Genomic DNA, 24529 nt, shown 5'->3' on the forward strand with positions numbered 1-24529 from the left:
ACCGGGTTGCTACGCCATCGATGCGATGACCACGGTTCTGCAGGCCCATGGGCTGGGGAAGAAGTACGGGCGGCGGTGGGCGTTGACTGACTGCGATCTGGAAGTGCCGTCGGGGCACGTGGTCGGGTTGGTGGGGCCGAACGGTGCCGGTAAGAGCACGTTGCTCAATCTGGCGGTGGGGATGCTGACGCCGACCACGGGGTCGGTCGAGGTGCTGGAGGCGCCGGCCGGGACGCAGCAGGCGAAGGTGGGGTACGTCGCGCAGGACACGCCGACGTACAGCCGGCTGAGCGTTGCCGATCACCTGAAGCTCGGGGCGCGGCTCAATCCGGCGTGGGACGATTCCCTTGCCCAGCAGCGGATTCAGCGTCTCGGGTTCGACCTGAAGCAGCGTGCGGGGAAGCTGTCGGGCGGGCAGCGGGCGCAGCTCGCGCTGACGCTCGGGCTGGCGAAGCGGCCCGAGCTGCTGATCCTCGACGAGCCGGTCGCGGCGCTCGATCCGCTGGCCCGGCGCGAGTTCCTGCAGGACTTGATGGAGGCGGTCGCCGAGCAGGAGTTGAGCGTCCTGCTGTCGTCGCACCTCGTCTCCGACCTGGAACGCGCCTGCGACTACTTGATCGTGCTGGTCGGTTCGCGGGTGCAGGTGAGCGGCGAGATCGACACGCTGCTGGCGACGCACGTCCGGCTCACCGGGCCGCGGAAGGACGCGAAGGATCTGCCGCGCGACCAGCACGTGGTGACCGAGAGCCACACGGACCGGCAGTCCACGTTCCTGATCCGGACCGACCAGCCGATTCTCGACCCGGCCTGGAACGTCACCCAGCTCACGCTCGAAGACCTGGTCCTGGCCTACATGTCACGCAACGTCCCGGCTCAGCTCGAGCGTCCGGTTCTGGAGGTGCAGCGATGATCTGGCTGACCTGGCGGCAGTTCCGCGTCCAGTTCCTGGTGGTCGCGGCGGTGATCGCGGTGGCCGTCGGCTTCCTGGTCGTCACCGGCCCGGGGCTCGCCGACGACTACCGGCGGCTGACCACGGACTTCATCCGCAACCTGTCCTTCGAGCGGCTCACCCCGCAGCTGTACTACATCGGCCAGGCACTCCTGTACGCCGTACCGCCGGTGGTCGGGGCGTTCTGGGGCGCACCGCTGATCGCGCGCGAGTTGGAGACCGGGACGCACCGGCTGGTCTGGAGCCAGAGCATCGGCCGGCGGCGCTGGCTGGCGACGAAGGTGGGGTTCGCCGGCCTGTCCGCGATCGCGATCACCGCCGTGCTCAGCCTCGCGGTGACCTGGTGGTCGGACCCGATCGACGACGCGATCAACGCCGGCCAGGACTCGAACACCTACCTGCCGCGGATGTTCCCGCCGGTGTTCTCCGCCCGCGGCCTGGTCCCGATCGGGTACGCCGCCTTCGCGTTCGCGCTCGGGGTCGCGGTCGGTCTCGTCGTACGGCGTACTCTCGTCGCCCTCGCGGTCACGCTGGCGGCCGTGATCCTGGTGCAGATCCTCACGCCGACCCTGATCCGGCCGCACCTGATGGCGCCGACGGACCGGACCATCATCGCCTCCGCGGAGAACATCCGGGGCTTCATGCTCGACGGCTCCGGACCCGATCCACAGGTGAAGCAGATCGAGGTCGCGACCGGGGCCGTCGGCGCATGGAAGCTGTCCGACGAGACCGTCGACAAGTCCGGCAAGGCGCTGAGCACGCTGCCCTCCTGGACCATCGACTGCGAACCAGGTCCGCCGCCGGGCATGCGCCAGGAGGAGGTCCCGAACCCGAAGCGGGACGCGTGCTTCCAGCGGCTGGCCGACGAGGGCTACCGGCAGCACGTCCGGTATTTCGAGGCCAACACGTTCTGGGCACTGCAGTGGCGCGAGTTCGGGTTGTTCATCCTGCTCGCGCTCGGGCTGACCGGGTTCAGCTTCTGGCGGATCCGGAGGGACCTTTCCTGAGCCGCCGTACCAGCAGGGCGACCGCGAGCAGGGCGGCGGCCACCACAGCCGAGGTCCAGGGCAGGGTGACCGCGAGGACGACGCAACCGACCAGGCCGATCACGTTGACGGCGCGCGGCCAGCGACGCTGATCGGCCGGTTGGGTGAACGCGGAGGCGTTCGCGATCGCGTAGTAGAGCAGCACACCGAACGACGAGAAGCCGATCACGCCGCGCAGGTCGGTGGTGAGCACCAGGATCCCGACGACCACGGCGAGCGCGAGCTCGGCGTGGTGCGGGACCTGGAACCGAGGATGTACGGCGGCCAGCCAGCCGGGAAGATCGCGGTTGCGAGCCATCGCCAGCGTGGTCCGGCCGATGCCGGCGATCAGGGCGAGCAACGCACCGAGACTTGCCAGAGCCGCGCCGACCCGCACCACTGGTTCGGCCCAGGCCGCGCCGACCGCCGCGGCCAGTGGTGCGCTGGTGCCGGCGGGATCGAGCACCCGCAGCAGCCCGATGCCGACGAGCAAGTAGATGCCGATGGCAATGACCAGGGCGATGGTGATCGCGCGTGGGATGGTCCGCGCGGGGTCTCGGACCTCCTCGCCCATCGTCGCGATCCGCGCGTAGCCGGCGAACGCGAAGAAGAGCAGTCCGGCGGCCTGCAGGACGCCGTACACGGAGGTATCGGTGAGGGCCGGCACGTTGCGCTGGGAGTCACCGGTGTACAGCAGGATGAGCACGAGGGCGAGCACGGCCAAGGTGCAGGTGACGAGGATCCTGGTCAGCCGGGCGGTCCTGGTCACGCCGCGGTAGTTCACCGCAGCGAGCGCCAACACGGCCGCGAGCGCAAGCAGTCGTTGCAGCCACTCGGTCTGCGGTGCCACGTAGGTCGCGAACGTCAAAGCCATCGCCGCGCACGACGCGGTCTTGCCGATGACGAAGCACCACCCCGCCGCGAAACCCCACCACTCCCCCAACCGTTCCCGGCCGTAGACGTAGGTGCCACCCGACACCGGGTACACGGCCGCCAGCTGGGCCGACGAGACCGCGTTGCAGTAGGCAACCACCGCGGCAATCACCAGGCCGATCAACAGCCCGGACCCAGCCGCCTCCGCGGCAGGCGTCCACACCGCGAACACCCCGGCGCCGACCATCGACCCCAGCCCGATCACGACTGCGTCGCCGACTCCCAGGCGACGGGCGAGACCAGGCTGGGCGGCCATCAGACGGCCTTGAGAACACCCAGCAGGCGGGCAACCTCGGCGGCCACGGCATCGCGGGCCGGGCCCAGGTACTTGCGGGTGTCGACGAGCGCGGGGTTGCCGGACAGGACCTGACGGACCTCAGCGGTGAAGACGTTGTTGAGGTGGGTGGCGATGTTGACCTTTGTCATGCCCGCCTCGACGGCGCGGGTCAGATCGGGGTCGGCCACGCCGGACGAACCGTGCAGGACGAGGGGTACGGCGACCGCGGCGTGCAGCTCGCCGATCAGGTCGAAGTCGAGGGTCGCGGTGCGTTCGGTCATCGCGTGGGACGAGCCGACGGCGACCGCGAGCGCGTCGACACCGGTCGCCTCGGCGAAGGCGACGGCCTCGTCGGGACGGGTCCGGGCGCCGGGTGCGTGGACGCCGTCCTTGCCGCCGACCTCACCGATCTCGGCCTCGACGAAGACGCCGTGGTCGTGGCAGAACTTGGTCACTTCGCTGGTCGCCGCGACGTTGTCGGCGTACTCGAGCTTCGACGCGTCGTACATGACGGAGGTGAAGCCGAGCGAGACCGCCTCGGTGACCAGATCGCGGTCCATCGCGTGGTCGAGGTGGACGACGACCGGGACGGAGGCGGCGGCCGCGGCGGCGAGGGTGGCGACACCGATCGGCTTCAGGGCGCCGTGGTACTTCACCGCGTTCTCGCTGATCTGCAGGATGACCGGCGCACCGGCCTGCTCGGCGCCGGCGATCAGCGCGGTCGCGTGCTCCAGCTGGATCACGTTGAACGCCCCGACACCCCGACCGGCCTTGGCAGCGGCCAGCACGACCTCGGCCCCGGAAACCAACGGCATGAGCTCTCCTCCTAGTTCACGGCAACCTGAGGTTGCCACCGCCGGTACGCGGCAAGATCGATGTCGCCGGCAACCGGCGTCAGCACCGCCGCAGCCGATGCGGCGACAGCAGACTTCAGTACGACGGACCAGTCCGGCTCCGGCGTCTCCGCGACGGCTGCGGCGACGACCGCCGTACACGCATCGCCCGCACCGGTGGGATTGCCGGACACCTTCTCGACCGGGAGCGCGCGCCAGACACCTTTGTGGCTGGCGGCAACCATTCCGCGGGATCCGTCGGTGATCACGGCCGCGGTCGCGCCGAGCTGGACCAGCTGCCGCGCGCCGTCTTCGACCGTGGTGTCGCCTAATGCGTCCCGCAACTCGGCTGCGTTGGACCGCACGACCGCGCCGGCCTTGGCGGCCGCGGTCAGCGCGTCACCACCTGCGTCGATCACCGTCAGTACGTCGTGATGCCGAGCCCGGACGGCGATCTCGGCGTACGCATCGGCCGGCAGCCCCGGCGGCAGGCTGCCCGAGCAGGCGAGCACTCCCAGCCGTCCCCACGGCATCCGGTCGAGGAACGCGCGCCACTCGTCCGCGGTCACCGACGGACCGGCCTCGTTGAAGATCGTCGCGTCCCCGTCGGCGCCGTTGACGATGGCAACGGTACGGCGGGTCTCGCCCGCGATCGGTGTCAGCAGGGCGGTCAGCCCGGCGTCGAAGAGCTCCTCGGCGACCAGCTCACCGGTGAGACCGCCGACGAACCCGAGGACGAGCACCTGGTGCCCGAGCGTCGACGCCACCCGGGCCACGTTCACGCCCTTGCCGCCGGCCCGCTGCCGGATCCCGCCGACGCGATGGCTGCCACCGACGACGAGCTCGTCGACCTCGTAGGTGACGTCCAGCGCGAGGTTGAGGGTGACGGTGCCGATCAGTCCAGCCACGACCCGGCCCGCATCACCTTCTGGACGGCGTACTCCGCGTCCAGGAACACCAGGTCGGCCCGCTTCCCGGTCTCGATCGCGCCGACGTCGTACCAGCCGAAGGCCTGGGCCGGAGTGGTCGACGCCATCCGGGACGCGTCCACCAGCGACACCCCGGACTTGACCGCGTTGGCGTAGGCGACGTCCATCGTCAGCGTGCTGCCGGCGATCGAGTGCGTGCCGTGGGCCAGCGTCACCAGCCCGTCCTTCACGTCCACCTCGAGGTTGCCGAGCTTGTACCGGCCCTCCGGCATCCCGGTCGCCTCCATCGCGTCGGTGATCAGCGCGATCCGGCTGACGCCCGCGGCGGCCAGCGCGACCCGGACGACCTGCGGATCCAGGTGCAGCCCGTCGTTGATCACCTCGAGCAGCAGCCGGTCGTCGTTGATCGCGGCGCCGACCGGGCCGGGGTCGCGGTGGTGGAACGGCCGCATCCCGTTGAACAGGTGCGTCGCCACGGTCGCCCCGGCGTCCGCGCCCGCGATCATCTGCTCGTAGGTCGCGTCGGTGTGCCCGAGCGCCGCGACGGCGCCGGCGTCGACCACCTGCCGGATGGCGTCCAGCCCGTTCTCGAGCTCCGGCGCGATCGTCACCATCCGGACGACGTCGCTCAGCACCTTCGCCACGTCGTCCGTCAGCGGCGGCCGGAGCAGGGACGGCTCGTGCGCACCACAGCGCGCCTCGGACAGGAACGGGCCTTCCAGGTGCACGCCTGCGATCACGCCGTCCGCGACGAGATCGGCAAGGCATGCAGTCTGCGAGACCAGATCGTCCAGCGGCGACGTGACCAGGCTGGCCATGGTCGTCGTCGTACCGTGCTTGGCATGGAAGGCCGCGACCTTGCGGGCCTCCTCCGGGTCGGTGGTCGAGTACGTCGACCCGCCGCCGCCATGGGTGTGGATGTCGACGAAGCCCGGAACGACGGTGGCGTCGCCCAGGTCCTCCGGCCGCTTGCCGTCGGCCGGCATCCCGTCGGAACGGCGGCCCAGGGCGACGATGTCCTCGTCGACCACCTGGATCCAGGCGTTCTCCAAGACGTCGTCCGGCGTCACCAGCCGGCCCACTCGGTACGTCGTCATGCTGTCCCCTCGTTCTCGTCCGCGGCCACGCGGTCCCAGGCCATCAGCGCGGCGCCGAGGCAGCCGGCCTCCTCACCCAGTACGGCGGCGACGATCTCCGGCTCGCGCTGGAACGTCAGCCGCGCGTGGATGCCGTCGCGGAGTGGCTGCAGCAGCGTCTCGCCTGCTCCCACCAGTCCACCACCGATCGCGATCCGCGTGGGCGCGACCAGGGTCGTGTAGAGGACGAGGGCGTCGACGAGGGCGGTCAGCGCGTCCTCCCAGACCTGCGCGGCGTCCGGGTCGCCGGCCGCGAGCAGCTCCAGCACCTCGCGGGCGCCGTCCACGGTCCGCCCGGTGCGAGCGCCGTACCGCCGGGCCAGTGCGGCAGCGGAGGCCACGGTCTCGAGGCAGCCCCACTGGCCGCAGGCGCACTGCTCGGCGGCGTCGCCATGCACGAACCGGGTGTGGCCGAGTTCACCGGCGTACCCGTCGCCGCTGACCAGGGAGCCGTCGACCACCATCGCGGCCGCGATCCCGGTGCCGAGCGGGAGGAACATCGAGTTCGTCGTACCGGCGAGGGCGCCGTGGCGGAGCTCGGCGTAGCCGCCGGCGCGGACGTCGTGGGCGAGCACGACCGGCACGTCCGCGCCGACCGCGGCGGTCAGCTCGGCGAGCACCGGCGTCCCGACCCAGGCCAGGTTCTCGGCGCTGACGGTGCCGGTGGCGGCGTCGATGACACCGGGGACGACGACGCCGATCGCACGCACCCGATGGCCGTCCGCGGTCGCCTTCTGGCCGAGCTCGACGACGGTCTCCAGCAGCGCGTCGAGCACGGCGCGGCCCCCAGCGTCCCGGGGTGTCGGCCTGGTCTCGCGGTGCAGCACGGCACCGTCCGCGGCGACCAGGCCGCACTTCATCCGGGTTCCACCGAGATCGACGGCAACCACGACTTCACAGGGGTCCACGGAGCGCCATTATGCAGCGTTACCCGGCAGTCCGAACATCCGTGAGCAATCCTTGGACAGGTCTGCCCAGACCACCTGTGATGCTGGTCCGGTTGCGTCCGAAGAGCCGCGGGCAGGGCGCCGCGGGTGATCGGCCGCCTCCGGATCAGGCGCGCAGGCCGCGGTCGAAGGCCGCGACCAGGAACGCGATCAGGTTCTCGGCCAGCTTGCCGGAATCCTCCGCGTCTTGCAGGCCCGGTGCCCGCGACAGCGCCTGCGACTGGTGCAGGGCGAGCAGACCGAGCATGTTCACGTACCCGAACGCGACGGAGTCCGGCGTCGCGTGCGGTAGTGCCGCCTGCAGTGCGGCCAGGTACCGAGCCTCGATCGGGTCGGACTCGGCCGCGTACAGGTCGCGGATCCGCTGGCTCGGATCGAACGCGATCCGGCCGATGAAGCGCGCCACCACGGCGCCACGGTCACCCCGGCGCAGGACCAGGTCCAGCCCGGGCTCGATGAACGCTCGGATCAGCTCCTCCGGCGTCGGGTTGCCCTTGGCCTCGAGCTGATCGAGGCGGCGCCGGCGTTCGGTGTTGACCGGCGCCATCGCGCGCGCCACCGCCGCGCGCAGCAGTGCCTCCTTCGAGCCGAAGTGGTAGTTGACCGCCGCGATGTTGGCGGCTGCCGCGACCGTGATGGCCCGCAGCGACGTGCCTTCGTAACCCCCCTCGCCGAACCGCTGCTCAGCGACGTTGAGCAACCTCTCCCGGGTCGTTTCGACCGGTGTCTCCACAGAGTTCTCCTTCCCCCCGGCCACTGCTTGCTCAGGCACCCCACCTGCTCACTCGCCGTAGCCTGCAGTCAGCATAGTTCAAACGGTCGTTTGAACAGGAGTACTCAGCTCAGTAATCTCCGAGAATTCCTCAGATTTCTCTGAAACTCCTTCTTTCCCGCCTGGATCGGTCTCACACCTGTGTATTTCGCCGGTCGCCGCAACGTTCCCGCCCAGCGGGACGCAAAGGTTTGTTTGGTTACTTTCTGTGGCAATGCGGCGCACCAACCGTGAGCGACTAGGGTGATGGGGCATGTGGATCGCCAAGCGGTTTCAAGGCCCCGAGAGATCCGGCAACGGCGGCTACGTGGCCGGGCAGGTCGGGACCGCGCTGGCCGGCCTGATCGACGCCGGGACTGTGCCGCAGGTGACCTTGCGGATGCCGCCGCCGCTGGAGCGCGAGCTCCAGCTGGCCGCGGATCCGTCCGGCGCGCGGCTGACCGATGGCGAGTCGCTGGTGGCCAGCGCCGTACCGGTGGAGTCCGGGTTTCTGGCCGACGTGGCCGTCGATCCGGTGACACCGGAGGAGGCTCTTGCGGCCGAGGCGTCGTACCGGGGTCTGAAGAACCACCCGTTCCCGTCGTGCTTCGTGTGCGGCCCGGCCAACGAAGGTGGGCTGCAGCTCAAGCCTGGGCCGTTGGGCGACGGACGTACGGCGTGCACGTGGAGGCCGGCGGCCGACCTCGCGACCGGCGGCGACGGTCTGGTGGATGCGGTGTTCCTGTGGGCCGCGCTGGACTGCCCGGGCGGCTGGGCGATCGACCTGGAGGGCAGGCCGTCGGTGCTCGGCCAGCTGACGGCGTGCATCGACGCTCGCCCGCAGGTCGGCGAGGCCTGTGTCGCGCTCGGCCGCTACCTGGGCGAAGACGGCCGCAAGACGTTCACCGCCAGCACCTTGTACGACGCCGACGGCCGTATCCTCGCCCGGGCCCGGCACACGTGGATCGCCGTCGACCCGGCGCTCTTCAACTAGCGCACCCGGGCCGCGTGGGCCCGGACCTTCGCGCGGTTGCCGCAGGTCGCCATCGAGCACCAGCGCCGCCGTCCGCGGGGGTCGAGGAACAACCAGCCGCACGACTCCCCCGGGCATCTCCGGACGTGCGCGTGCGCATCGCCGGTCAGCAGGTCACCCGCGAGCAACGCCACGTTGTCGAGGGGCAGCGCCAGGTCCTCCGGCAATTCCCAGGTCGCGCCCTCGTCGGTGCACAGGAGCTGCCGCCGGCCTGATGCCTTCTCGATCACCCGAGCCACTGCCTCGAAGGCTCCACCGGTCGCGTGGCCGATCAGGACGTCGTACAGATCGGCCCGGAACTCCAGGGCCGCGTGCAGCCGGCGGGCCGCCTCGGTGGGCTTGCGGCTGGCCCGCTCGATCAGCCGGACCACGGTCGCCGACGGCAACAGGCCGACGTACGAGTTCCAGATCAGGAAGGCCTCGTACGACGTCAGCCACTCGGTCCGGGCCGGGCCACGGACGGTGGTCCAGTCGGACCGAGTGTTGACGAAGTCGAGCACCGGATCCGCGCCGACCGGCCGCGGCAGGACGACACCCTGCACGAGCTCGAGGTGGGACGGCAGCGCGGAGGTCATCGGATCAGCGGTTCGGCTGGGCGGCCTGACCGGACTGGTTCGGCGGGGTGGTCTGGCCGGTGGTCGGCACCGGGATGCTGACGTTGCCGTTCTGCGGGATCACCATGAACTGGATCTTGCCCGACTCGATCGCGGTTTTCAGCAGGTAGCCCTGCGACCCCAGCAACGCGACCTGCTGCTTGACCGACTGCAGCTCGACGTTGACCTGCTGGTTCTTCTGCTCCTGCGTCGCCTTCGCCAGCTCGGCGCGCTGCTTGGCCTCCAGGCCGTCGATGATGCCCTTGTCCAGCGGCGTCGGCTTCTGGATCGTGAACGACAGCTCGCCGCACGGGTTGTTCCCGGTGTACGACGGGCCGCAGAAGTAGTCGCCGCCGACGGCGGCCGGCAGCAGCCGGGTGAATTCCTCGGCCGCGGCCTTCTGGAAGGCGGACTTCTTCGCCTCGTTGTTGTAGAGCTCGGCCCAGTTGTAGTTGGTCGCGACGGCCGACAGCGCGCGGTCGATCTGCGGCCGGAAGTAGCTCTGCAGCATGTCGTTCCAGCCGTCGTCCTCGTAGGCGTCGGTCTTCAGGCCGATCCGCTCGTGGAAGGACTTCAGCGTCCCCTCGGTGCGGTTCAGGGTGAAGTAGACCTGCACCCGGACGCCGAGCCGGACGTTGTCCTTGCTGACCACGGTGACCTCGTCGGCGGTGTCGGTGTCCGCGCCGTCGCCGCCGATGATGTAGGAGCGCTGGTCGATCGGATAGGCGTAGACGGTGTCGCCCGGCCCGATCAGCTTGTTCGTCGAGCCCGGCGGGATGATCGACTTGAAGGACTTGTCCTCGACCACGCCGCCGCCGTAGTGCAGGCCGATCTTGTTCGCGTCGGTGTCGGCGAAGTTGAAGATGTTGAACAGCACGATGACGAAGATGACGGCCAGCACCACACCGCCGATCACCTTGCCCTTGACCCCGCCGCTGCCCTTGGCCTTCACCGCGGCCGCGGCGTTCCCCAGCTTTGCCATCAGTCGTCGAGCTCCTTGCGTTCTACCAGTCGCCGGACGTCGGCGAGGGTCAGGTCGGCGGTCACCGCGACGTCTCGCGGCACCGACGGATGCGAGCTGAGCGTACGCAGGCCCTGCTCGGCAGCCGCGACCGCCCGCTCCAGCGCCCTGGCCTCGTGCAGCAGCGCCCGGTTCTCGGCGTGCAACTCGGCCAGCGCCTGCTCTGCCCGGGCGGCCCGGCGGTACGACGCCCACGCGAACCAGGCGGTTCCTATCAGCAGGACGAGCGGAATCAGGCCGAATCTGATCATGGCCCCGATTGTCGTTCATCCCTGGGCGAAAACCGGTTGAACGGGGGTCCGGCCGGCAGTAGGTTTTCGGTACACGCGAAGGGAGGTGGTCCAACGCATGAATTGCTATCGGACTCGTGAGGTGGCGGCGGGCTAACCGCCAACCACTGGTTTAGTGGGCATGTGGTCGGCCAATCCAACGCCAGCCACCGGGCCCGCGGGCAGTCAGGTCAGTCCGCCTGACCCAGAGTTCGGCCACCCGGTCGTTCGCCTGGAAGCGCCCGCGGGCTTCCTTCTGTCCCGGCACGGAACAGCCGAGTTGCTCCGGCACGGGACAGTCGAGCTACTCCGGCACGGGACAGTCGAGCCCGAGCGCCTGGCCGATCTCGAAGAGCTGGGCCTCGAAGTAGGCGCCGGCGTCCTCCAGCGCCCAGTGCAGCTGGCCGAACACCTCCATGCAGATCAGGCCGTACAGCCGGGTCCAGTAGTTCAGCGCCAGGTAGATCGCGCCGGCCGGCATCCCGTCGAAGTACTCCGACTTCCGGGACAGCTGCGCCACCAGCACCGGGCCGAGCTCCTGCTCGGACGGGTGCGGGAACGGCTTCTGGTGCCAGACCTGCGCGACCAGCGCCTTGAACACCGCCGCGAACCGCATCGCCGCCTGGTGGCCGGGAAGGTTCTCGTGCCCTTCGGCGTCCGGGTCCGGGATCGCGGTGCCGAACAGCAGCCCGAACTCGGCCGGGTGGGCCAGCGCCCAGTCCCGCAGGCCGTTCGCGAGCAGGTAGAGCTGGGCGCCCAGATCCGGGTCGGCCTCGGTCTGCGCCAACTCCATCAGCGCGGCGGTCAACTCGTCGTACAGGTCGGCGATCAGGGCCTGGAGGAGCGCCTCGTGGCTCGGGAAGTACCGGTAGAGCGCGGGCGGGGTGAGGCCGAGCTCGCGGGCGACGGCGCGCAGGCCGACCGCGGCCACGCCTCCGCTGACCAGCAACCGCCGCGCGGCGGCCTTGATCTCGGCCAGCGTCGCGGCTCGTTGGCGATCGCGCCGACTCGGTTCCACAGATTCTCCCTTGACAAGCGTGCCTACCGGGTCTCTAGAGTTAACACCGTTAACAGTTAACGGTGTTCACGCAGTCGCCCGCCGCTCAAATCTACGCCCTGGGGGAGAGTTTCGTGTTCGAGACGCTCGGCCGGTTCACCTATCGGCGCCGCCGCCTGGTGCTCGCCCTGACCGCTGTTCTCGTCGCCGTCGGCCTCGCGTGGGGCACCGGTGTGTTCGGCTCGCTTGCCAACGGGGGCTTCGACGCACCCGACACCGAGGGGCATCGCGCGGTCGCCACCATCGAGAAGGCGATCGGCCCGACCGGGACCGACGTGATCCTGCTGTACGACGGCGGGACGCGGACCGTGGCCGACCCGGCCTTCCGGCAGGCGGTGGAGAGCCACCTGGCCGGGTTGCCGTCGACCGAGGTGACCGGCAAACAGACGTACTGGAGCACTCGGTCGCCGGTGTTCGTGTCCAAGGATCAGCACAGCACGTACGCCGTACTGACATTGGCCGGCGCCGACGAGGAAGCGCGGCTGGAGACGTTCGACCGGATCGCCGACAAGCTGCGCGCTGCCCCGGCCGGTCTGGACGTGAAGGTCGGCGGCGAGGTGGCGGTGTTCGAGGAGGTGAACACCCAGACCGAGCACGACATCGTCCGGGCGGAGACCATCTCGACGCCGATCGTGCTGGTGCTGCTGGTCGTCGTCTTCGGCGGCCTGGTCGCCGCCAGCCTGCCGCTGTTCGTCGGCGCGCTGGCGATCCTGGGCGCGTTCGTGCTGCTCCGCGGCCTGTCGCTGGTGACCGACGTGTCGATCTTCTCGATCAACATCGTCACCATGATCGGGCTCGGGCTGGCGATCGACTACGCGCTGTTCATCGTCACCCGGTTCCGCGAGGAGCTTGCCAAGGGCAATGACGTGGAGACCGCGCTGGCGGTGACGATGTCGACAGCCGGCCGGACCGTCGCGTTCTCCGGGATCACGGTGGGCGTCGCGATCAGCAGCCTGGTGCTGTTCCCGGTGATGTTCCTGCGTTCGATGGCGTACGGCGGTGCGGCCGCGGTGGCGGTCGCGATGCTGGCGGCGTTGACCGCGCTGCCCGCGCTGCTCGCCGTCCTGGGGCATCGGGTGAACAACCTGCGGATCTTCAGGCCGCGGAAGGCTTCGGCTGAGCATGGGGTGTGGTACCGGCTCGCGCACAGTGTGATGAAGCGACCGGTGCGGTATGTGGTGGTGCTGATTCCGGTGCTGCTGGTGCTCGGGATCCCCTTCCTGCAGGCGCAGTTGGGTGGGGTGGACCATCGCGCGCTGCCTGAGGGAGCGACGTCCCGGACCGTGACGGAGACGCTGCAGCGGGACTTCGCCGGGGCCGGTGGGTCGGACATCTTCGTGGCGGTGCGGTTCGACTCGCCGCCGGCTGATCCGTCGGCAGCGTTGGCGGGCTACGTGGGCACATTGCGGCAGATCGCGGATGTCGACAACGTGCGGCTCGGTGGCTACCAGGACGGTGTCGCTTCGGTGGTCGTGCACACGCACTTCACCGGACAGGAGTTGCCCGCGCGGGACGTCGTACACAATGTGCGGGCAGTGGCGGCGCCGACCGGGACCTCGGTCGAGGTCGGTGGTGAGACGGCGGCGGTGATCGACCTGCTCGACGTGCTGGCCGAGCGGGCGCCGTACATGGCCGGGTTCATCGTGCTGGTGACGTTCGTGCTGCTGTTCGTTGCCTTCGGCTCCTTCGTGCTGCCGGCCAAGGCGCTGGTGATGAACGTGCTGTCGCTGTCGGCCGCGTTCGGCGCGATGGTGTGGATCTTCCAGGACGGCAACCTGTCCGGGCTGCTCGACTTCACCCCGGCCGGGTTCCTCGACGCGACCAACCCGGTGCTGCTGTTCGCCGTGCTGTTCGGGCTGTCGATGGACTACGAGGTGTTCCTGCTCAGCCGGATCCGGGAGGAGTACGACCGGACCGGCGACAACACCCAGGCGGTCGCGCTCGGGCTGCAGCGCACCGGCGGGATCATCACCAGCGCGGCGTTGCTGCTGATCATCGTGGTGGCCGCGTTCTCCACCTCGGGCATCGTGTTCGTGAAGATGATCGGGGTCGGGCTGGTGATCGCGATCGCGCTCGACGCGACCATCGTCCGGGCGCTGCTGGTGCCGGCGACCATGCGGCTGCTCGGCCACCGGAACTGGTGGGCGCCGGGCCCGCTGGTGCGGTGGTGGGAGCGGTACGGCTTCCGCGAGACCTCGGACCCTCAGGGCTGGAGCCGGGAGAGCTCCCAGCCGTCGGAGCTGGTGCGGCGGTAGGCCAGGCGGTCGTGCAGCCGGCCGGTCCGGCCCTGCCAGAACTCCAAGACGTGCGGGTAGACGATGTAGCCACCCCAGAAGTACGGCGTGGAGATCTCGGTGCCCTCCGGCCACTGGCGCTCGTACGACGCGTACTGCAGGTCGAGCTCCTCGCGCGACTCGACCGGCTGGCTCTGCTGCGACGCCCACGCGCCGAGTTGTGACTCGCGCGGGCGGGCGGCGAAGTACGCGTCGACCTCCTCGGCCGGGAGCTTGCTCACCGTGCCCTCGACCCGGACCTGGCGCTCCATCGCGTGCCAGGGGAAGACGAGCGCGCAGTGCGGGTTCGCGGCCAGGTCGTCGGCCTTGCGGGACTGCTGGTTGGTGTAGAACACGAAGCCGCGGGCGTCCAGGCCTTTGAGAAGGACGGTCCGGGCGGACGGGCGGCCGTCGGCGTCTGCGGTCGCCAGCACCATCGCGTTTGGCTCGGGCAGGCCGGCCTCGGTCGCTTGCCCGAGCCAGGTGCGGAACTGGACGATCGGGTCCGGGTCCACCTGGCTCTCGAGCAGTTCGCCGAGCTGGTAGAGGCGCCGCATCTCTGCAAGATCCACGATCCGAGCCTACTGACTGAGGCTCCGCCAGGATCGCCCGACTCTGGTACGCCGGAACGCCTTCCACACCCGGTTGCGGGCCAGCCGCCGTACGACGGGGTGCTTCGCCACACGTCTGGTGGGCTTGGGGGCAGGCGGGCTGCTGCTTACCAGGACCGTTGGCCTGGGGGTCGCTGGTGGTAGGTGGCGGTTGACCTCGTCGAGGTGCTGGTCGAAGGTCGCGCGCCAGAGCGCCTGGTTGAGCGCGGCCTCGCCCGCCGCCGAACTCGCGCCGGCTATGGAGGCCGCCCACAGCGTGCTGACTGCTTGCGGGTCGAAGCCGTCGACGTCCGTGATGAGCTCTGCGATGAGATCGCGGTCGGGGGCGTCGGCGAGGCAGCGCGGTCGGGCCGGCGCTCGGCGCGGGCGCCGGTTGGGGCTTGAAGAACGGGATGTCCGCCCACTCCGGGATCAACCTGTGGACGAGCTGCTGATGCAAGGCGTTGTCGACCCGTTGCGCCGGGCTCAACGCGAACGCCGCCCGGACGAACGACGGGATCAGCAGCGGTGACACGACTCCGCTGCGCTCCCCCGTCGTACCCCAGCGCCGTAGCCGTTCGACGAGATAGAAGTAGTCGAGCATGGTCGCGTTCTCGATGCCGCCGTGCACCGCGGTGCGCAGCACCCGGTCGATCTGCTCGGCGACGGCGGCACGGGCAAGCTCAGCCGGACCGGCGGTCGGCATCAGCCGGGTTTGCAGGCGGTTGCCGAAGGCGTACACCTTGTCGTGCAGGGGAAGCGCGTCCAGCTGCAGCACGTCGGCGGGATAGAAGTGGCCGTGGGCAACTTCTCCGCCGGCGCCGCCGATGGCCAGGTGGGCGACGTTGGCGAGGGTGGCCGGCGGGGCGTGGAAGAGATAGCTGGCCGGCCGGAGTCCTTCGGCGTACCGGTGCCAGCGGAGGGCACGGTCGACGAGTGGTGGCGGCGTGACCGGTCGCGGGTTGGCCGTGGGCTTGATCGGCTGCGGCTTGGTGGGTGCTGGAGTCGTGTGCTCGACCTGGAAGGGCAGTGCTTGGACGAGCGACTTGGCTACCTGCAGTTCGCCGGGGACTGCGTCGTAGCTGTTGAGCTTCAGGTCCACACCGGCCTTGAGGAAGGCGGCAGCGACCACTCTGGAGTCCCGGCCGCCGCTGAGATCCACAGTCGGTGTGCCGGGCCACAGACGGGCCACCGACTTCGCTACGTCCTGCAGTGCTTCGGCTGTCTCGTCCACGGTGTCCGGGCTGTCGGTGGACCAGACGCTGGTGGACTCGATCCGAGTGACCGTCTGCCTGCGACTCCTGCCGTCGGCAAGGATGTGCGTCGCCCCCGGTACGGCGAGCACACCGTCGTACGGCGTGCTGTCGTCCATGAACCAGCCGCACGCCGCGGCGTAGCTCCAGCCCCTTTGCGCGGCTGCAGCGGTCAGACCGGCGAACAGCAGTGCCGCGGCTGGGCGGTTGCTCCACACCCAGCCGTCTGCCAGTCGCAGCTGGAACAGTCTGCCTACGCCGATGGAGTCGGTGAAGAGGTCCAGTCGCTCCTCGGCCGGGTGGAGCGCCGCCATGGTGAACGGTGGCGCCAACTCCAGGAAGCTGGCCGGGGTACGCCGTACTGCGTGCGCCAGCTTGGCCGGACCGTCGTACGGCGAGATGTCGCCGATGACACGTTGGTAGCAAAGCGGGGCGTGCAGGCTGGCCACCCGGAGGTCGCTGGTGTCGTGCCAGGACGGCCAGAGGCAGGTGGTGTCCTCCCGGTCCCAGACGTGCAGGCCGATGGTGCTCGTGTCGGAGCCCTTGTGCGTGGCCTTACGGTCCCAGAGGGCGTTGTAGTACGCCTCGATCCGCGCGACCCCCGCCGCAGCCCTGGCGCCACTCTCCCCGTGGAACGCATAGGCGACCAGTGTTTCCATGCAGAGCCAGATGCAGGCCCTGCATGGAAAGTTATCGTGGCGGTTGCTGCTGGCCCGGGTGCCCGCCCGGCGGTTGCTGACCGTAGTGCTGCGGTTGCTGCTGGCCGGGGAACGTCTGCCCCTGCTGCGGTTGCTGGCCGGGGTGCGGCGGTTGTTGTTGCTGGCCGGGGTAGCCGCCCCATTGCTGCTGTTGTGCTGGGTACGTCTGGCCGTACACCCGGTCCTGCGCCTGTCCTTGGGCGGTCAGCAGCCGGTACACCTTGGCGTCCGACGCCCAGCGCCGTGCGCCGACGATCAGCAGCACCAGGCCCAGCAGCAGAAACGATCCGTCGAGCAAGGAGTAGGAGAACGGCTGCCGGGTCCCGGGCACGCGGAACAGCTTGACCACATCGAACGCCTGGCGGGCGGGCAGCACCACGAACAACAGGCCGAACAGCGTCATGAACGCCCCGGCCCCGGTCATGACGCCCGCGCCGATCGCCGGCGCAGCCATCAGCAGCGCCGACACCAAAGCGATCCCGACCAGCAGACCGAGCCAGGGCGCACCTCGCTCCAGGTCGGTGTTCATCAGCTGGACCCGCACGATGGCGAGCCGTGTCATCGCGTAGGACGCGCCGAGCATCGCGGCATATCCGAGGACGACCCCGATCACGAGTCCGAGGCCAGGAACAGGCTTGGCAGGCATGCGCACGAGAGTAGACCTCTGCCAGGTTCAGCCACCCGCGCTCGCGAGTCCCCGTCTCATCCCCGGGCGAAGCCTGCGCGTGGCGACGTGCCGAGCTCGTCACAGATCTGTCCGGGGGTTGCCGCCGAGAACTATGCTGCCTGGGCGCCTAGCAGTGCGCCCAGGCCGCTGGTGGGCCAGGTGCGCTGACCACGAGCACGAGGGAGCCGCATGTCAGATCCGAGGACCGAGGTGCAGCACGGCCTGGAGGGCGTGGTCGCGTTCGACACGCAGATCGCCGAGCCGGACAAGGAAGGTTCGGCGCTGCGCTATCGCGGCGTGGACATCGAGGACCTGGTCGGCCGGGTGCCGTTCGAGAACGTCTGGGGCCTGCTCGTCGACGGCGCGTTCGCCCCCGGTCTGCCGCCGGCCGAGCCGTTCCCGCTGCCGGTCCACACCGGCGACGTGCGGGTCGACGTACAGTCCGCGCTGGCGATGCTCGCACCCGCCTGGGGTCTGCGGCCGCTCTACGACATCGACGACGTACAGGCCCGTGAGGACCTCTCCCGCGCCGCGGTGATGGCGCTGTCGTACGTCGCCCAGGCCGCTCGTGGCATCGGGCAACCGATGGTGCCGCAACGCGAGGTGGACAAGGCGAAGACGATCACCGAGCGGTTCATGATCCGCTGGCGCGGCGAGCCCGATCCGAAGCACGTGAAGGCCGTCGACGCCTACTGGACCTCAGCAGCCGAGCACGGCATGAACGCCTCCACGTTCACCGCCCGGGTGATCGCCTCCACCGGTGCGGACGTGGCAGCTGCGCTGTCCGGTGCTGTCGGCGCCATGTCCGGCCCGCTGCACGGTGGAGCGCCTGCCCGCGTGCTGACGATGATCGAGGGTGTGGAGCGCAGCGGCGACGCGCGTGCCTACGTCAAGGGTCTGCTGGACGCCGGTGAACGGCTGATGGGCTTCGGGCACCGCGTGTACCGCGCGGAGGACCCGCGGGCTCGGGTGCTTCGTCGTACGGCGCAAGAACTCGACGCACCGCGCTACGAGGTGGCTGAGGCCTTGGAGCAGGCCGCACTCACCGAGCTGCGCGAACGCCGGCCGGACCGGGTGCTCGAGACGAACGTGGAGTTCTGGGCAGCCATCGTGCTGGACTTCGCCGAAGTGCCGCCGCCGATGTTCACGTCCATGTTCACCTGCGCCCGCACGGCCGGCTGGAGCGCGCACGTCCTGGAGCAGAAGCGCACCGGCCGGCTGATCCGCCCGTCCGCCATCTACTCCGGTCCGCCCACCCGCCCCGCCACCTCCATCGAGGGCTGGAACCCCAGTTGGGCCTAGAAAGCCTTCTGGCGCTCACGGGCGGGTGCTGCTCGGCGACCTGCCCGTGCGCTGCTTGTACTGCCTGCTGAAGTACGGCACATCGGTATACCCCAGCGCGGCAGCAACCTGCGTCACCGTCATCCCGGTCTCGGTGAGCAACTGGTCGGCCCGATCGATCCGCGCCTGGATGAGGTACTGCGCCGGCGACATGCCCAACTGCGCGACGAACCGCCGCGTGAACTGCGCCCGGGACAAGGCCGCCCGGCCCGCCATCTCCGCCACCGTCCACTCCCGCCCAGGATCCTGCCGAAGCTGCCGAGCCACGTCATCGACCGCGGTATCCGTGCCACTCCGCCCTGGGTTGTGCACCGCATCCCAGATCATCCCCAGCAACTGCTCCAAACACAGCTCAGCCTGCCGCCTGCCCAACAGGTCACCCCGCCGATAGCCCGCATCACAAGCCCGGGCCAGCACCCCCAGCAGCTCCCGGTCCAGCACCTCACCCCACCGAACCCCCGGCACCACCCCGCTGCCCCCTGCTTCGAAATGCATGCCGAAGACCAGCAGGCGACGCTTGGGATCGTGGCCGGCGGTCGGGGCATCGCCGGGCGCGAAGACCGCGCAGATGCCCGGACGGAGCTCCTGCTCGGCCCCGTCCAGCTCCAGCCGCCCGCGGCCGTCCAGCACACACCACAGCAGGTGGTCGTGCAACTGCCGAGACACCCACGACCAACTGGGCTCACAGCGCCAGAAGGTCGGCGCCGACAGCAGCCGTAGCGTCAGCGGTTCGCCCGCCGCCAGTCCGTGCGCCAATAGTCCAACTCCTTGCGCCGATCCTCCGTGGTCCGAGGCAGCCGTCAGCTCGGAGAATTGCAGTGTCAGAAACAGAGTACGGCGATCCGGGACATCTCACCGGGACTACTGCGGGAGCAGCGCATGAGCGTTTCGTACAAGGTCGAGGAGAACCAGGCCTCGACGTACAAGGAACAGTTCGACCGCACCGGGTACACGCTGGTGCGCGGCCTGTTCAGCACGGACGAGGCCGAGCGGCTGCGGGACCACTACATGGAACTGCGGAAGCGCGGGTCGGACCCGCACGACTTCGCCGGCCACACCTCCGAGAGCCGCGACCCGCTGCGCAGGTACCCGCGGATGGCGCAGATGCACCGCTGGGACGACGTCTCGCTGAGCTGGCTGACCGACGAGCGGATCGACCACGTGATGACGGCGCTGCTCGGCAGGTCGCCGTACGCGGTCCAGACGATGCTGTACTTCAAGCCGCCGGGCTCACGCGGGCAGGCGCTGCACCAGGACAACTTCTACCTGAAGGCTGAGCCGGGGACGTGCATCGCCGCCTGGATGGCGCTCGACCGGGTGGACACGGCGAACGGCTGCCTCGAGGTCGTCCCCGGTAGCCACCGCTGGCCGATCCTGTGCACCGAGAAAGCTGACACCAAGGTCAGCTTCACCGACATCACGGTCCCGCTGCCCGACCCGGAGGCCGCCGTACCGGTCGAGATGGAGCCTGGGGACGTGCTGTTCTTCCACGGCGCCCTGGTCCACGGCAGCGCGCCGAACGTCACCACCGACCGCTTCCGCCGCGCGCTGATCGGCCACTACATCGAGGGCGAGGCGGAGCGGGTCGCCAAGTACTACCACCCGGCGCTCCGCATGGACGGCACCCCGCTCGAGCTCGAGGTGGCCGAAGGCGGCGGCGCCTGCGGCGAATGGACCGAAGGCCCCGACGGCCCCGTAGCCCTGCTGACCGGCACCGAAACCACCACCCGCAAGCACGAGTAACCGTCGTAGCGCCGCCCGGGCGGCGAGGCGGACGCCTCCCGCTCCACGGGGGGCGGCTTGGTCCGCCTCGCCTCCCGCGCCGGCGCGGGTCCCGTGCATGCGCGAGTCCGGGCTGTGCGTGTTGGGTGAGACCCGCGGGTGGGGGTTCGGGGCGGTGTGGGAGGATGGGGTGCGCTGACAGCGTCGTCGGCTACTGAAACGCAGACGACGAAGGGAAACCGCTGGTGACCAGCGACATTCAGATTCCTGCAGAGCTCAAGCCCGCGGACGGCCGCTTCGGCGCGGGACCGTCGAAGGTGCGTCCGGAGGCCGTCGCCGCGCTCGCAACCGAGGGCGCCAAGCTGCTCGGCACGTCGCACCGCCAGGCGCCGGTGAAGAACCTGGTGGCCCGGGTGCAGCAGGGCGTGTCCGACCTGTTCCAGCTGCCGGACGGCTACCAGGTCGTGCTTGGCAACGGCGGGTCGACCGCGTTCTGGGACGTCGCGACGTTCGGGCTGATCCGGGAGAAGAGCCAGCACCTGAGCTTCGGCGAGTTCTCCTCGAAGTTCGCCAAGGCCGCGCAGCTCGCGCCGCACCTGGGCGAGCCGAGCATCGTCAAGTCCGACCCAGGCACCCGTCCGGCCGCGGTCGCCGAGGCCGGCGTCGACCTGTACGCGTGGCCGCACAACGAGACCTCGACCGGTGTGATGGCCCCGGTCAAGCGGGTCGAGGGCGCCGACGAGGGCGCGCTGGTCGCGATCGACGCCACCTCCGGCGCCGGCGGCCTGCCGGTCAACATCAACGAGGTCGACGTCTACTACTTCGCGCCGCAGAAGTGCTTCGCCTCCGATGGCGGCCTGTGGATCGCCGTGATGAGCCCGGCCGCGCTGGCCCGGGTCGAGGAGATCACCGCGAGCGGCCGCTGGATCCCGGCGTTCCTGGACCTCGCCACCGCGGTCGACAACTCCAGCAAGCATCAGACGTACAACACGCCGTCGCTGGCCACGCTGTTCCTGATGGCGGAGCAGACCGACTGGATCAACAACCAGGGCGGCCTGGAGTGGAGCGTCGCCCGGACGACCGACTCCAGCAACCGGCTGTACACGTGGGCCGAGAAGTCGGACTACGCCACGCCGTACGTCGAGGACCCGGACGCCCGCTCCCTGGTCATCGGAACCGTCGACCTCGACGACTCCATCGACGCCGCCGCCGTCGCCAAGACGCTGCGCGCCAACGGCATCGTGGACACCGAGCCCTACCGCAAACTCGGCCGCAACCAGCTCCGCGTCGCCATGTTCCCCTCGGTAGACCCCGACGACGTCGAGAAACTGACCCACGCCATCGACTACGTGGTCGACCGCCAGAAGTAGTTCACCTGCGGAACACGCAGAACAGCCGCCACTCGCAGTCCGGGTGGCGGCTGTTTCACGTGCGGGCGGGGCGGGTGAGGCCGGTCAGGTGTGGGTTCGGCGGTGGGGCGTGGGTGGGGATTGGCCGGTCAGGCGGGCGTTTTCGGCCATCCGGTCCAGGCGTTCGCGGCGGCCTGGGGGGAAGGTGATGATGGTGATGAGCAGGGCGAAGGCGGCGGCGCCGATCAGGATCCAGCGGAGGTTGTTGCTCTTGGCCGGTTCGTTGCCCGACTCGCTGCCAGTGGCCGGATTGGGGGTCGCGGAGGCGGCGGGCGGGGTGGCGCCGGCCTTCTTCGCGGGGACGGGGACCTGGTAGACGGGCGAGTCTGCGCCTTCGGTGCCGGCCAGGACCGTCTGGTCGTCGGGGCCGACGGCGACCGACTCGCCCTGCGACGCGGAGACCGTGGCACTCGCGACCAGGGTGGGGGTCTCGCCCCAGGCGATGGTGGAGATGCCGGTGTAGGTCCGCAGTACCACTCGCTGGCCGTCCGGGAGGAAGGTGCCGTCGGTGAACGTGCCGGCCGGGGCGGGAGCGAGTTTGGTGAGCTCGTTGGTGCCCTGGCGGGACGGCGACGGCGGGGCCGCGTAGATCGCACCGGCGCCCTTCGTGGACTTCGTGACGATGAACAGCTGGTTCGTACCGGGCTCGACCAGCAGCGTCTCGGCGTCGTGCGCGCCGTCCGGGTAGGTGAAGTCGTACCGGTGGTAGGTCACGTTGGTGTTGTCGGCGAGCTCGGCCGGCTCCGGGATCGTGTAGATCTCGATCTGGTCCCGGTTGGCCTTCGCGTCGCCGATGTCGGCGATGTAGATCGTGCCGTCGCCGTCGACCGCGACTGCCTCGACGTCCTGCACGTCCGCCTTGAAGCCGAGCACCATCCGGACCTTGCCGGTGTTGTCGACGCCGAACACCCGCGCGCGGTCGCCGGAGTCGTTCACCGTCCACCACAGCTCGTACTTATGGCCCTTCGCCAGGCCGGACGACTCGGTGATCCGCTCGTCGCGCATCGTGAAGAACTTCTTCACCCCCGGCGACGGATCAGCCGCAGGCCCCTGCACGCCGGTGCGCGGCGCCGCAACCTGCGCGGCGGACGGCGGCGACGCAGCCTGCACGCCGGCGTGGGGCGCCGCGACCTGCCCGGCGGAGGGCGGCGACGCCGCCTGCACGGCCGAGGCTTGCGACGCGGCCTGCACGGCGGAGGGCGGCGTGGCCGCCTGCACACTGGTGGCCGACTGGGGCGCTGGGGCTGATGCTCCGGCTGGGAGAGCCGTACCGGCAAGGCTGAAGAATCCGGCCGCCAGCAAGGCGAGGCCAGCCCGGATCCGCATCACTCGCCCACCTCCACACCGGGACCATCGGCGGCGTCGGCGGCAGGTCCTGCCGCAGCAGGCGTGTCACCCGAGGGCGAGGCGGTCGATGCACCGGCACCCGAGGGCGCCGCCGGAGCAGCGGAGGTCCCCGGAGCGGCGGAGGCCGCCGGAGTGGGGGCGGGTGCTTGGTGGGGGGTTCGGGTGGTTCGGGGTGGGAGGAGGAGTTGGGCCAGGCGGGGGGTTACTTGCCAGGCGTCGGTGAGGGACTGGTACTCGGTGTGGAGGTCGGGGGTGGGGTGGGCGTTGGTTCGGGCGGCGCGGAGCAGGAGGTTGCGGGGGGTGTGCTGACTGTCCACGAACTGCACTACCTCCACCCGGTATCCGACCTGTCGCAGGACCGCCGCCCGGAGGGTATCCGTCAGGACGTCGGCAAATCGCTCACGAACGATGCCATATCGCGTCATCAGCGCATAAGGCGCCGGTGGTGTGACGCCTTTGAGCTGCTTTTGGATGTCGTGATGGCAACACGGAGCTGCGAGCACCAGCGGCGCCTCCCAACGGACCGCTCGGGCCAGGGCGTCGTCCGTGGCCGTGTCGCAGGCGTGGAGCGCGAGTACGACGTCTGGGCGTACGTCGAGCTCCGCGTCCTGGATGGTCGCGTCGACGAACCGCAGGTGCTCCTGCCAGCCGAGCGCCGTCACCACCCTGGTGTTGCGCTTGCGCGCCGCCGGGTTGTGGTCGATGCCGGTCATCCGTACGTCGTGACCGGCCGCGGTCAGCAGGTGGTAGGCGGCGAGCGTCAGGTACGCGTTGCCGCAGCCGAGGTCGACCACCTGCAGCGGCCTGCCGGTGGCGATCCGGCCTGCGGAGATCGCCTCGTCGAGGGCCGGCGCGAGCTGCTTGCAGAACTCCTCGACCTGCTTGTACTTCGCCTGGCGGGACGGCTTCACCCGTCCGTGGTGGTCGCTGATCCCGAGCTCGATCAGGAACGGCGCGTCCGGCTCGAGCACCCGCTGCTTCACCCGGTCGTGGCTGGTCGCCTGCTCCCGGCTGTCCGCCTGCCGGTGGACCAGCTCCTTGCCCTTCTTCGTGTACCGCAGCCGCAGCGTCTCGGTCGTCGTCTCGACGTGCCACGTCCCGTACGGGAGGTCCAGCAGCTCGTCGACGGCCTTCTCCGCCTCCGGTCCGGCGACGTTGCGGGTGTGCGCCTGGCGTTCGTCGTACTCGGTGATCTGGAGGTGACGGACGTCCTTGAGGTCGACGTAGCGGAGCTCCACGCGCTGGTAGTGCGGTGGTTCCAGGCCGCGACGGCGGCCCGAGGCGACCGCCCGGACGAGGCCGGTCTGGTCCAGGAGCGCGGGACGGATCACGTCGCGCATGCCGGACTCCGCTCCGGAACCGGTGGCCGGCTCGCCGGAGCTCCGATCCGGATCCACGTCTGACTGCATCGCGCCATTGTCCCCGACCCCTCGGTCCGATCACAAAAGGGTCTCGCCCGACCCCGCACAGCCACCC

The 24529-nt window shown here is 70.0% G+C and carries 23 protein-coding genes; 8 read left to right on the forward strand and 15 right to left on the reverse strand.

The features are described from left to right. The first annotated feature begins 25 nt into the window (after positions 1–25). Entirely contained in the window at positions 26–910 is an 885-nt protein-coding gene (locus tag ACWCOV_RS27925; RefSeq protein WP_449832280.1) for an ABC transporter ATP-binding protein, read from the forward strand. Further along, positions 907–1956, forward strand: a complete 1050-nt coding sequence (locus tag ACWCOV_RS27930; protein WP_449832281.1) for an ABC transporter permease — start codon at positions 907–909, stop codon at positions 1954–1956. Before ACWCOV_RS27925 ends, ACWCOV_RS27930 begins: the two co-directional genes overlap by 4 nt. On the opposite strand, the gene ACWCOV_RS27935 is transcribed toward ACWCOV_RS27930, so the two are convergent. The 6 genes from ACWCOV_RS27935 to ACWCOV_RS27960 form a co-directional block, all read right to left on the reverse strand. After that, positions 1922–3163, reverse strand: a complete 1242-nt coding sequence (locus ACWCOV_RS27935) for an APC family permease (protein ID WP_449832282.1) — start codon at positions 3161–3163, stop codon at positions 1922–1924. The two genes, ACWCOV_RS27930 and ACWCOV_RS27935, sit on opposite strands and share 35 nt — an antisense overlap. Beyond that, a complete protein-coding gene (locus ACWCOV_RS27940) occupies positions 3163–3999 on the reverse strand; it encodes a class II fructose-bisphosphate aldolase (protein WP_449832283.1) in 837 nt (278 codons plus the stop codon). Before ACWCOV_RS27940 ends, ACWCOV_RS27935 begins: the two co-directional genes overlap by 1 nt. Positions 4000–4010: 11 nt before the next feature. Next, the gene (locus tag ACWCOV_RS27945) at positions 4011–4925 is read right to left on the reverse strand and encodes a 1-phosphofructokinase family hexose kinase (protein ID WP_449832284.1); all 915 of its coding nucleotides are present in this window, start codon (positions 4923–4925) and stop codon (positions 4011–4013) included. Continuing rightward, the gene (gene nagA, locus ACWCOV_RS27950) at positions 4913–6043 is read right to left on the reverse strand and encodes an N-acetylglucosamine-6-phosphate deacetylase (protein WP_449832285.1); all 1131 of its coding nucleotides are present in this window, start codon (positions 6041–6043) and stop codon (positions 4913–4915) included. Before nagA ends, ACWCOV_RS27945 begins: the two co-directional genes overlap by 13 nt. Then, a complete protein-coding gene (locus tag ACWCOV_RS27955; RefSeq protein ID WP_449832286.1) occupies positions 6040–6990 on the reverse strand; it encodes an ROK family protein in 951 nt (316 codons plus the stop codon). The genes nagA and ACWCOV_RS27955 overlap by 4 nt, the downstream gene beginning before the upstream one ends. A 145-nt stretch (positions 6991–7135) precedes the next feature. Next, positions 7136–7762, reverse strand: coding sequence for a TetR/AcrR family transcriptional regulator (locus ACWCOV_RS27960; protein ID WP_449832287.1), 627 nt, complete (start codon positions 7760–7762; stop codon positions 7136–7138). A gap of 292 nt (positions 7763–8054) precedes the next feature. Here ACWCOV_RS27960 and ACWCOV_RS27965 point away from each other — a divergent pair, with 292 nt between their 5' ends. Continuing rightward, positions 8055–8774: a hypothetical protein gene (locus ACWCOV_RS27965; RefSeq protein ID WP_449832288.1), complete on the forward strand. Its 720-nt coding sequence runs from the start codon at positions 8055–8057 to the stop codon at positions 8772–8774. Here the strand turns inward: ACWCOV_RS27965 and ACWCOV_RS27970 are convergent. The 4 genes from ACWCOV_RS27970 to ACWCOV_RS27985 form a co-directional block, all read right to left on the reverse strand. Beyond that, positions 8771–9388: a CGNR zinc finger domain-containing protein gene (locus ACWCOV_RS27970; RefSeq protein ID WP_449832289.1), complete on the reverse strand. Its 618-nt coding sequence runs from the start codon at positions 9386–9388 to the stop codon at positions 8771–8773. The genes ACWCOV_RS27965 and ACWCOV_RS27970 overlap by 4 nt on opposite strands. A 4-nt stretch (positions 9389–9392) precedes the next feature. Continuing rightward, positions 9393–10388, reverse strand: coding sequence for an SPFH domain-containing protein (locus ACWCOV_RS27975; protein WP_449832290.1), 996 nt, complete (start codon positions 10386–10388; stop codon positions 9393–9395). Then, positions 10388–10678, reverse strand: a complete 291-nt coding sequence (locus tag ACWCOV_RS27980) for a hypothetical protein (RefSeq protein ID WP_449832291.1) — start codon at positions 10676–10678, stop codon at positions 10388–10390. Before ACWCOV_RS27980 ends, ACWCOV_RS27975 begins: the two co-directional genes overlap by 1 nt. Positions 10679–11000: 322 nt before the next feature. Next, a complete protein-coding gene (locus tag ACWCOV_RS27985) occupies positions 11001–11714 on the reverse strand; it encodes a TetR/AcrR family transcriptional regulator (protein ID WP_449832292.1) in 714 nt (237 codons plus the stop codon). Between the two features lie 113 nt (positions 11715–11827). Between ACWCOV_RS27985 and ACWCOV_RS27990 the strand changes: the two genes are divergently transcribed. Next, positions 11828–14008 (forward strand): MMPL family transporter, encoded by a 2181-nt coding sequence (locus ACWCOV_RS27990; RefSeq protein ID WP_449832293.1) that lies wholly within the window; start codon positions 11828–11830, stop codon positions 14006–14008. On the opposite strand, the gene pdxH is transcribed toward ACWCOV_RS27990, so the two are convergent. Then, positions 13957–14598 carry a pyridoxamine 5'-phosphate oxidase gene (gene pdxH, locus ACWCOV_RS27995; RefSeq protein WP_449832294.1) on the reverse strand — a complete coding sequence of 214 codons (642 nt, stop codon included), beginning with the start codon at positions 14596–14598 and terminating at the stop codon, positions 13957–13959. The genes ACWCOV_RS27990 and pdxH overlap by 52 nt on opposite strands. A 1187-nt stretch (positions 14599–15785) precedes the next feature. Here pdxH and ACWCOV_RS28000 point away from each other — a divergent pair. Further along, positions 15786–16013, forward strand: coding sequence for a hypothetical protein (locus tag ACWCOV_RS28000; RefSeq protein WP_449832295.1), 228 nt, complete (start codon positions 15786–15788; stop codon positions 16011–16013). 546 nt (positions 16014–16559) lie between these two features. Here ACWCOV_RS28000 and ACWCOV_RS28005 read toward each other — a convergent pair. After that, complete coding sequence (locus ACWCOV_RS28005; protein ID WP_449832296.1) at positions 16560–17213, reverse strand: hypothetical protein; 654 nt, start codon at positions 17211–17213, stop codon at positions 16560–16562. Between the two features lie 210 nt (positions 17214–17423). Between ACWCOV_RS28005 and ACWCOV_RS28010 the strand changes: the two genes are divergently transcribed. After that, on the forward strand, positions 17424–18536 hold the full coding sequence (locus tag ACWCOV_RS28010; RefSeq protein ID WP_449832297.1) for a citrate synthase 2: 1113 nt from the start codon (positions 17424–17426) through the stop codon (positions 18534–18536). 15 nt (positions 18537–18551) lie between these two features. Here ACWCOV_RS28010 and ACWCOV_RS28015 read toward each other — a convergent pair whose 3' ends face one another. Next, complete coding sequence (locus ACWCOV_RS28015) at positions 18552–19331, reverse strand: helix-turn-helix domain-containing protein (RefSeq protein ID WP_449832298.1); 780 nt, start codon at positions 19329–19331, stop codon at positions 18552–18554. Positions 19332–19454: 123 nt separating this feature from the next. Between ACWCOV_RS28015 and ACWCOV_RS28020 the strand changes: the two genes are divergently transcribed. Further along, on the forward strand, positions 19455–20318 hold the full coding sequence (locus ACWCOV_RS28020; RefSeq protein WP_449832299.1) for a phytanoyl-CoA dioxygenase family protein: 864 nt from the start codon (positions 19455–19457) through the stop codon (positions 20316–20318). Between the two features lie 224 nt (positions 20319–20542). Continuing rightward, positions 20543–21667 (forward strand): phosphoserine transaminase, encoded by a 1125-nt coding sequence (serC, locus tag ACWCOV_RS28025; RefSeq protein WP_449832300.1) that lies wholly within the window; start codon positions 20543–20545, stop codon positions 21665–21667. An 84-nt stretch (positions 21668–21751) separates the two neighbouring features. Here serC and ACWCOV_RS28030 read toward each other — a convergent pair whose 3' ends face one another. Then, positions 21752–23032, reverse strand: a complete 1281-nt coding sequence (locus tag ACWCOV_RS28030) for a hypothetical protein (protein WP_449832301.1) — start codon at positions 23030–23032, stop codon at positions 21752–21754. Beyond that, complete coding sequence (locus ACWCOV_RS28035) at positions 23032–24462, reverse strand: class I SAM-dependent methyltransferase (RefSeq protein ID WP_449832302.1); 1431 nt, start codon at positions 24460–24462, stop codon at positions 23032–23034. Before ACWCOV_RS28035 ends, ACWCOV_RS28030 begins: the two co-directional genes overlap by 1 nt. Between the last annotated feature and the right edge of the window lie 67 nt (positions 24463–24529).

The sequence above is a fragment of the Kribbella sp. NPDC002412 genome (assembly GCF_053592935.1).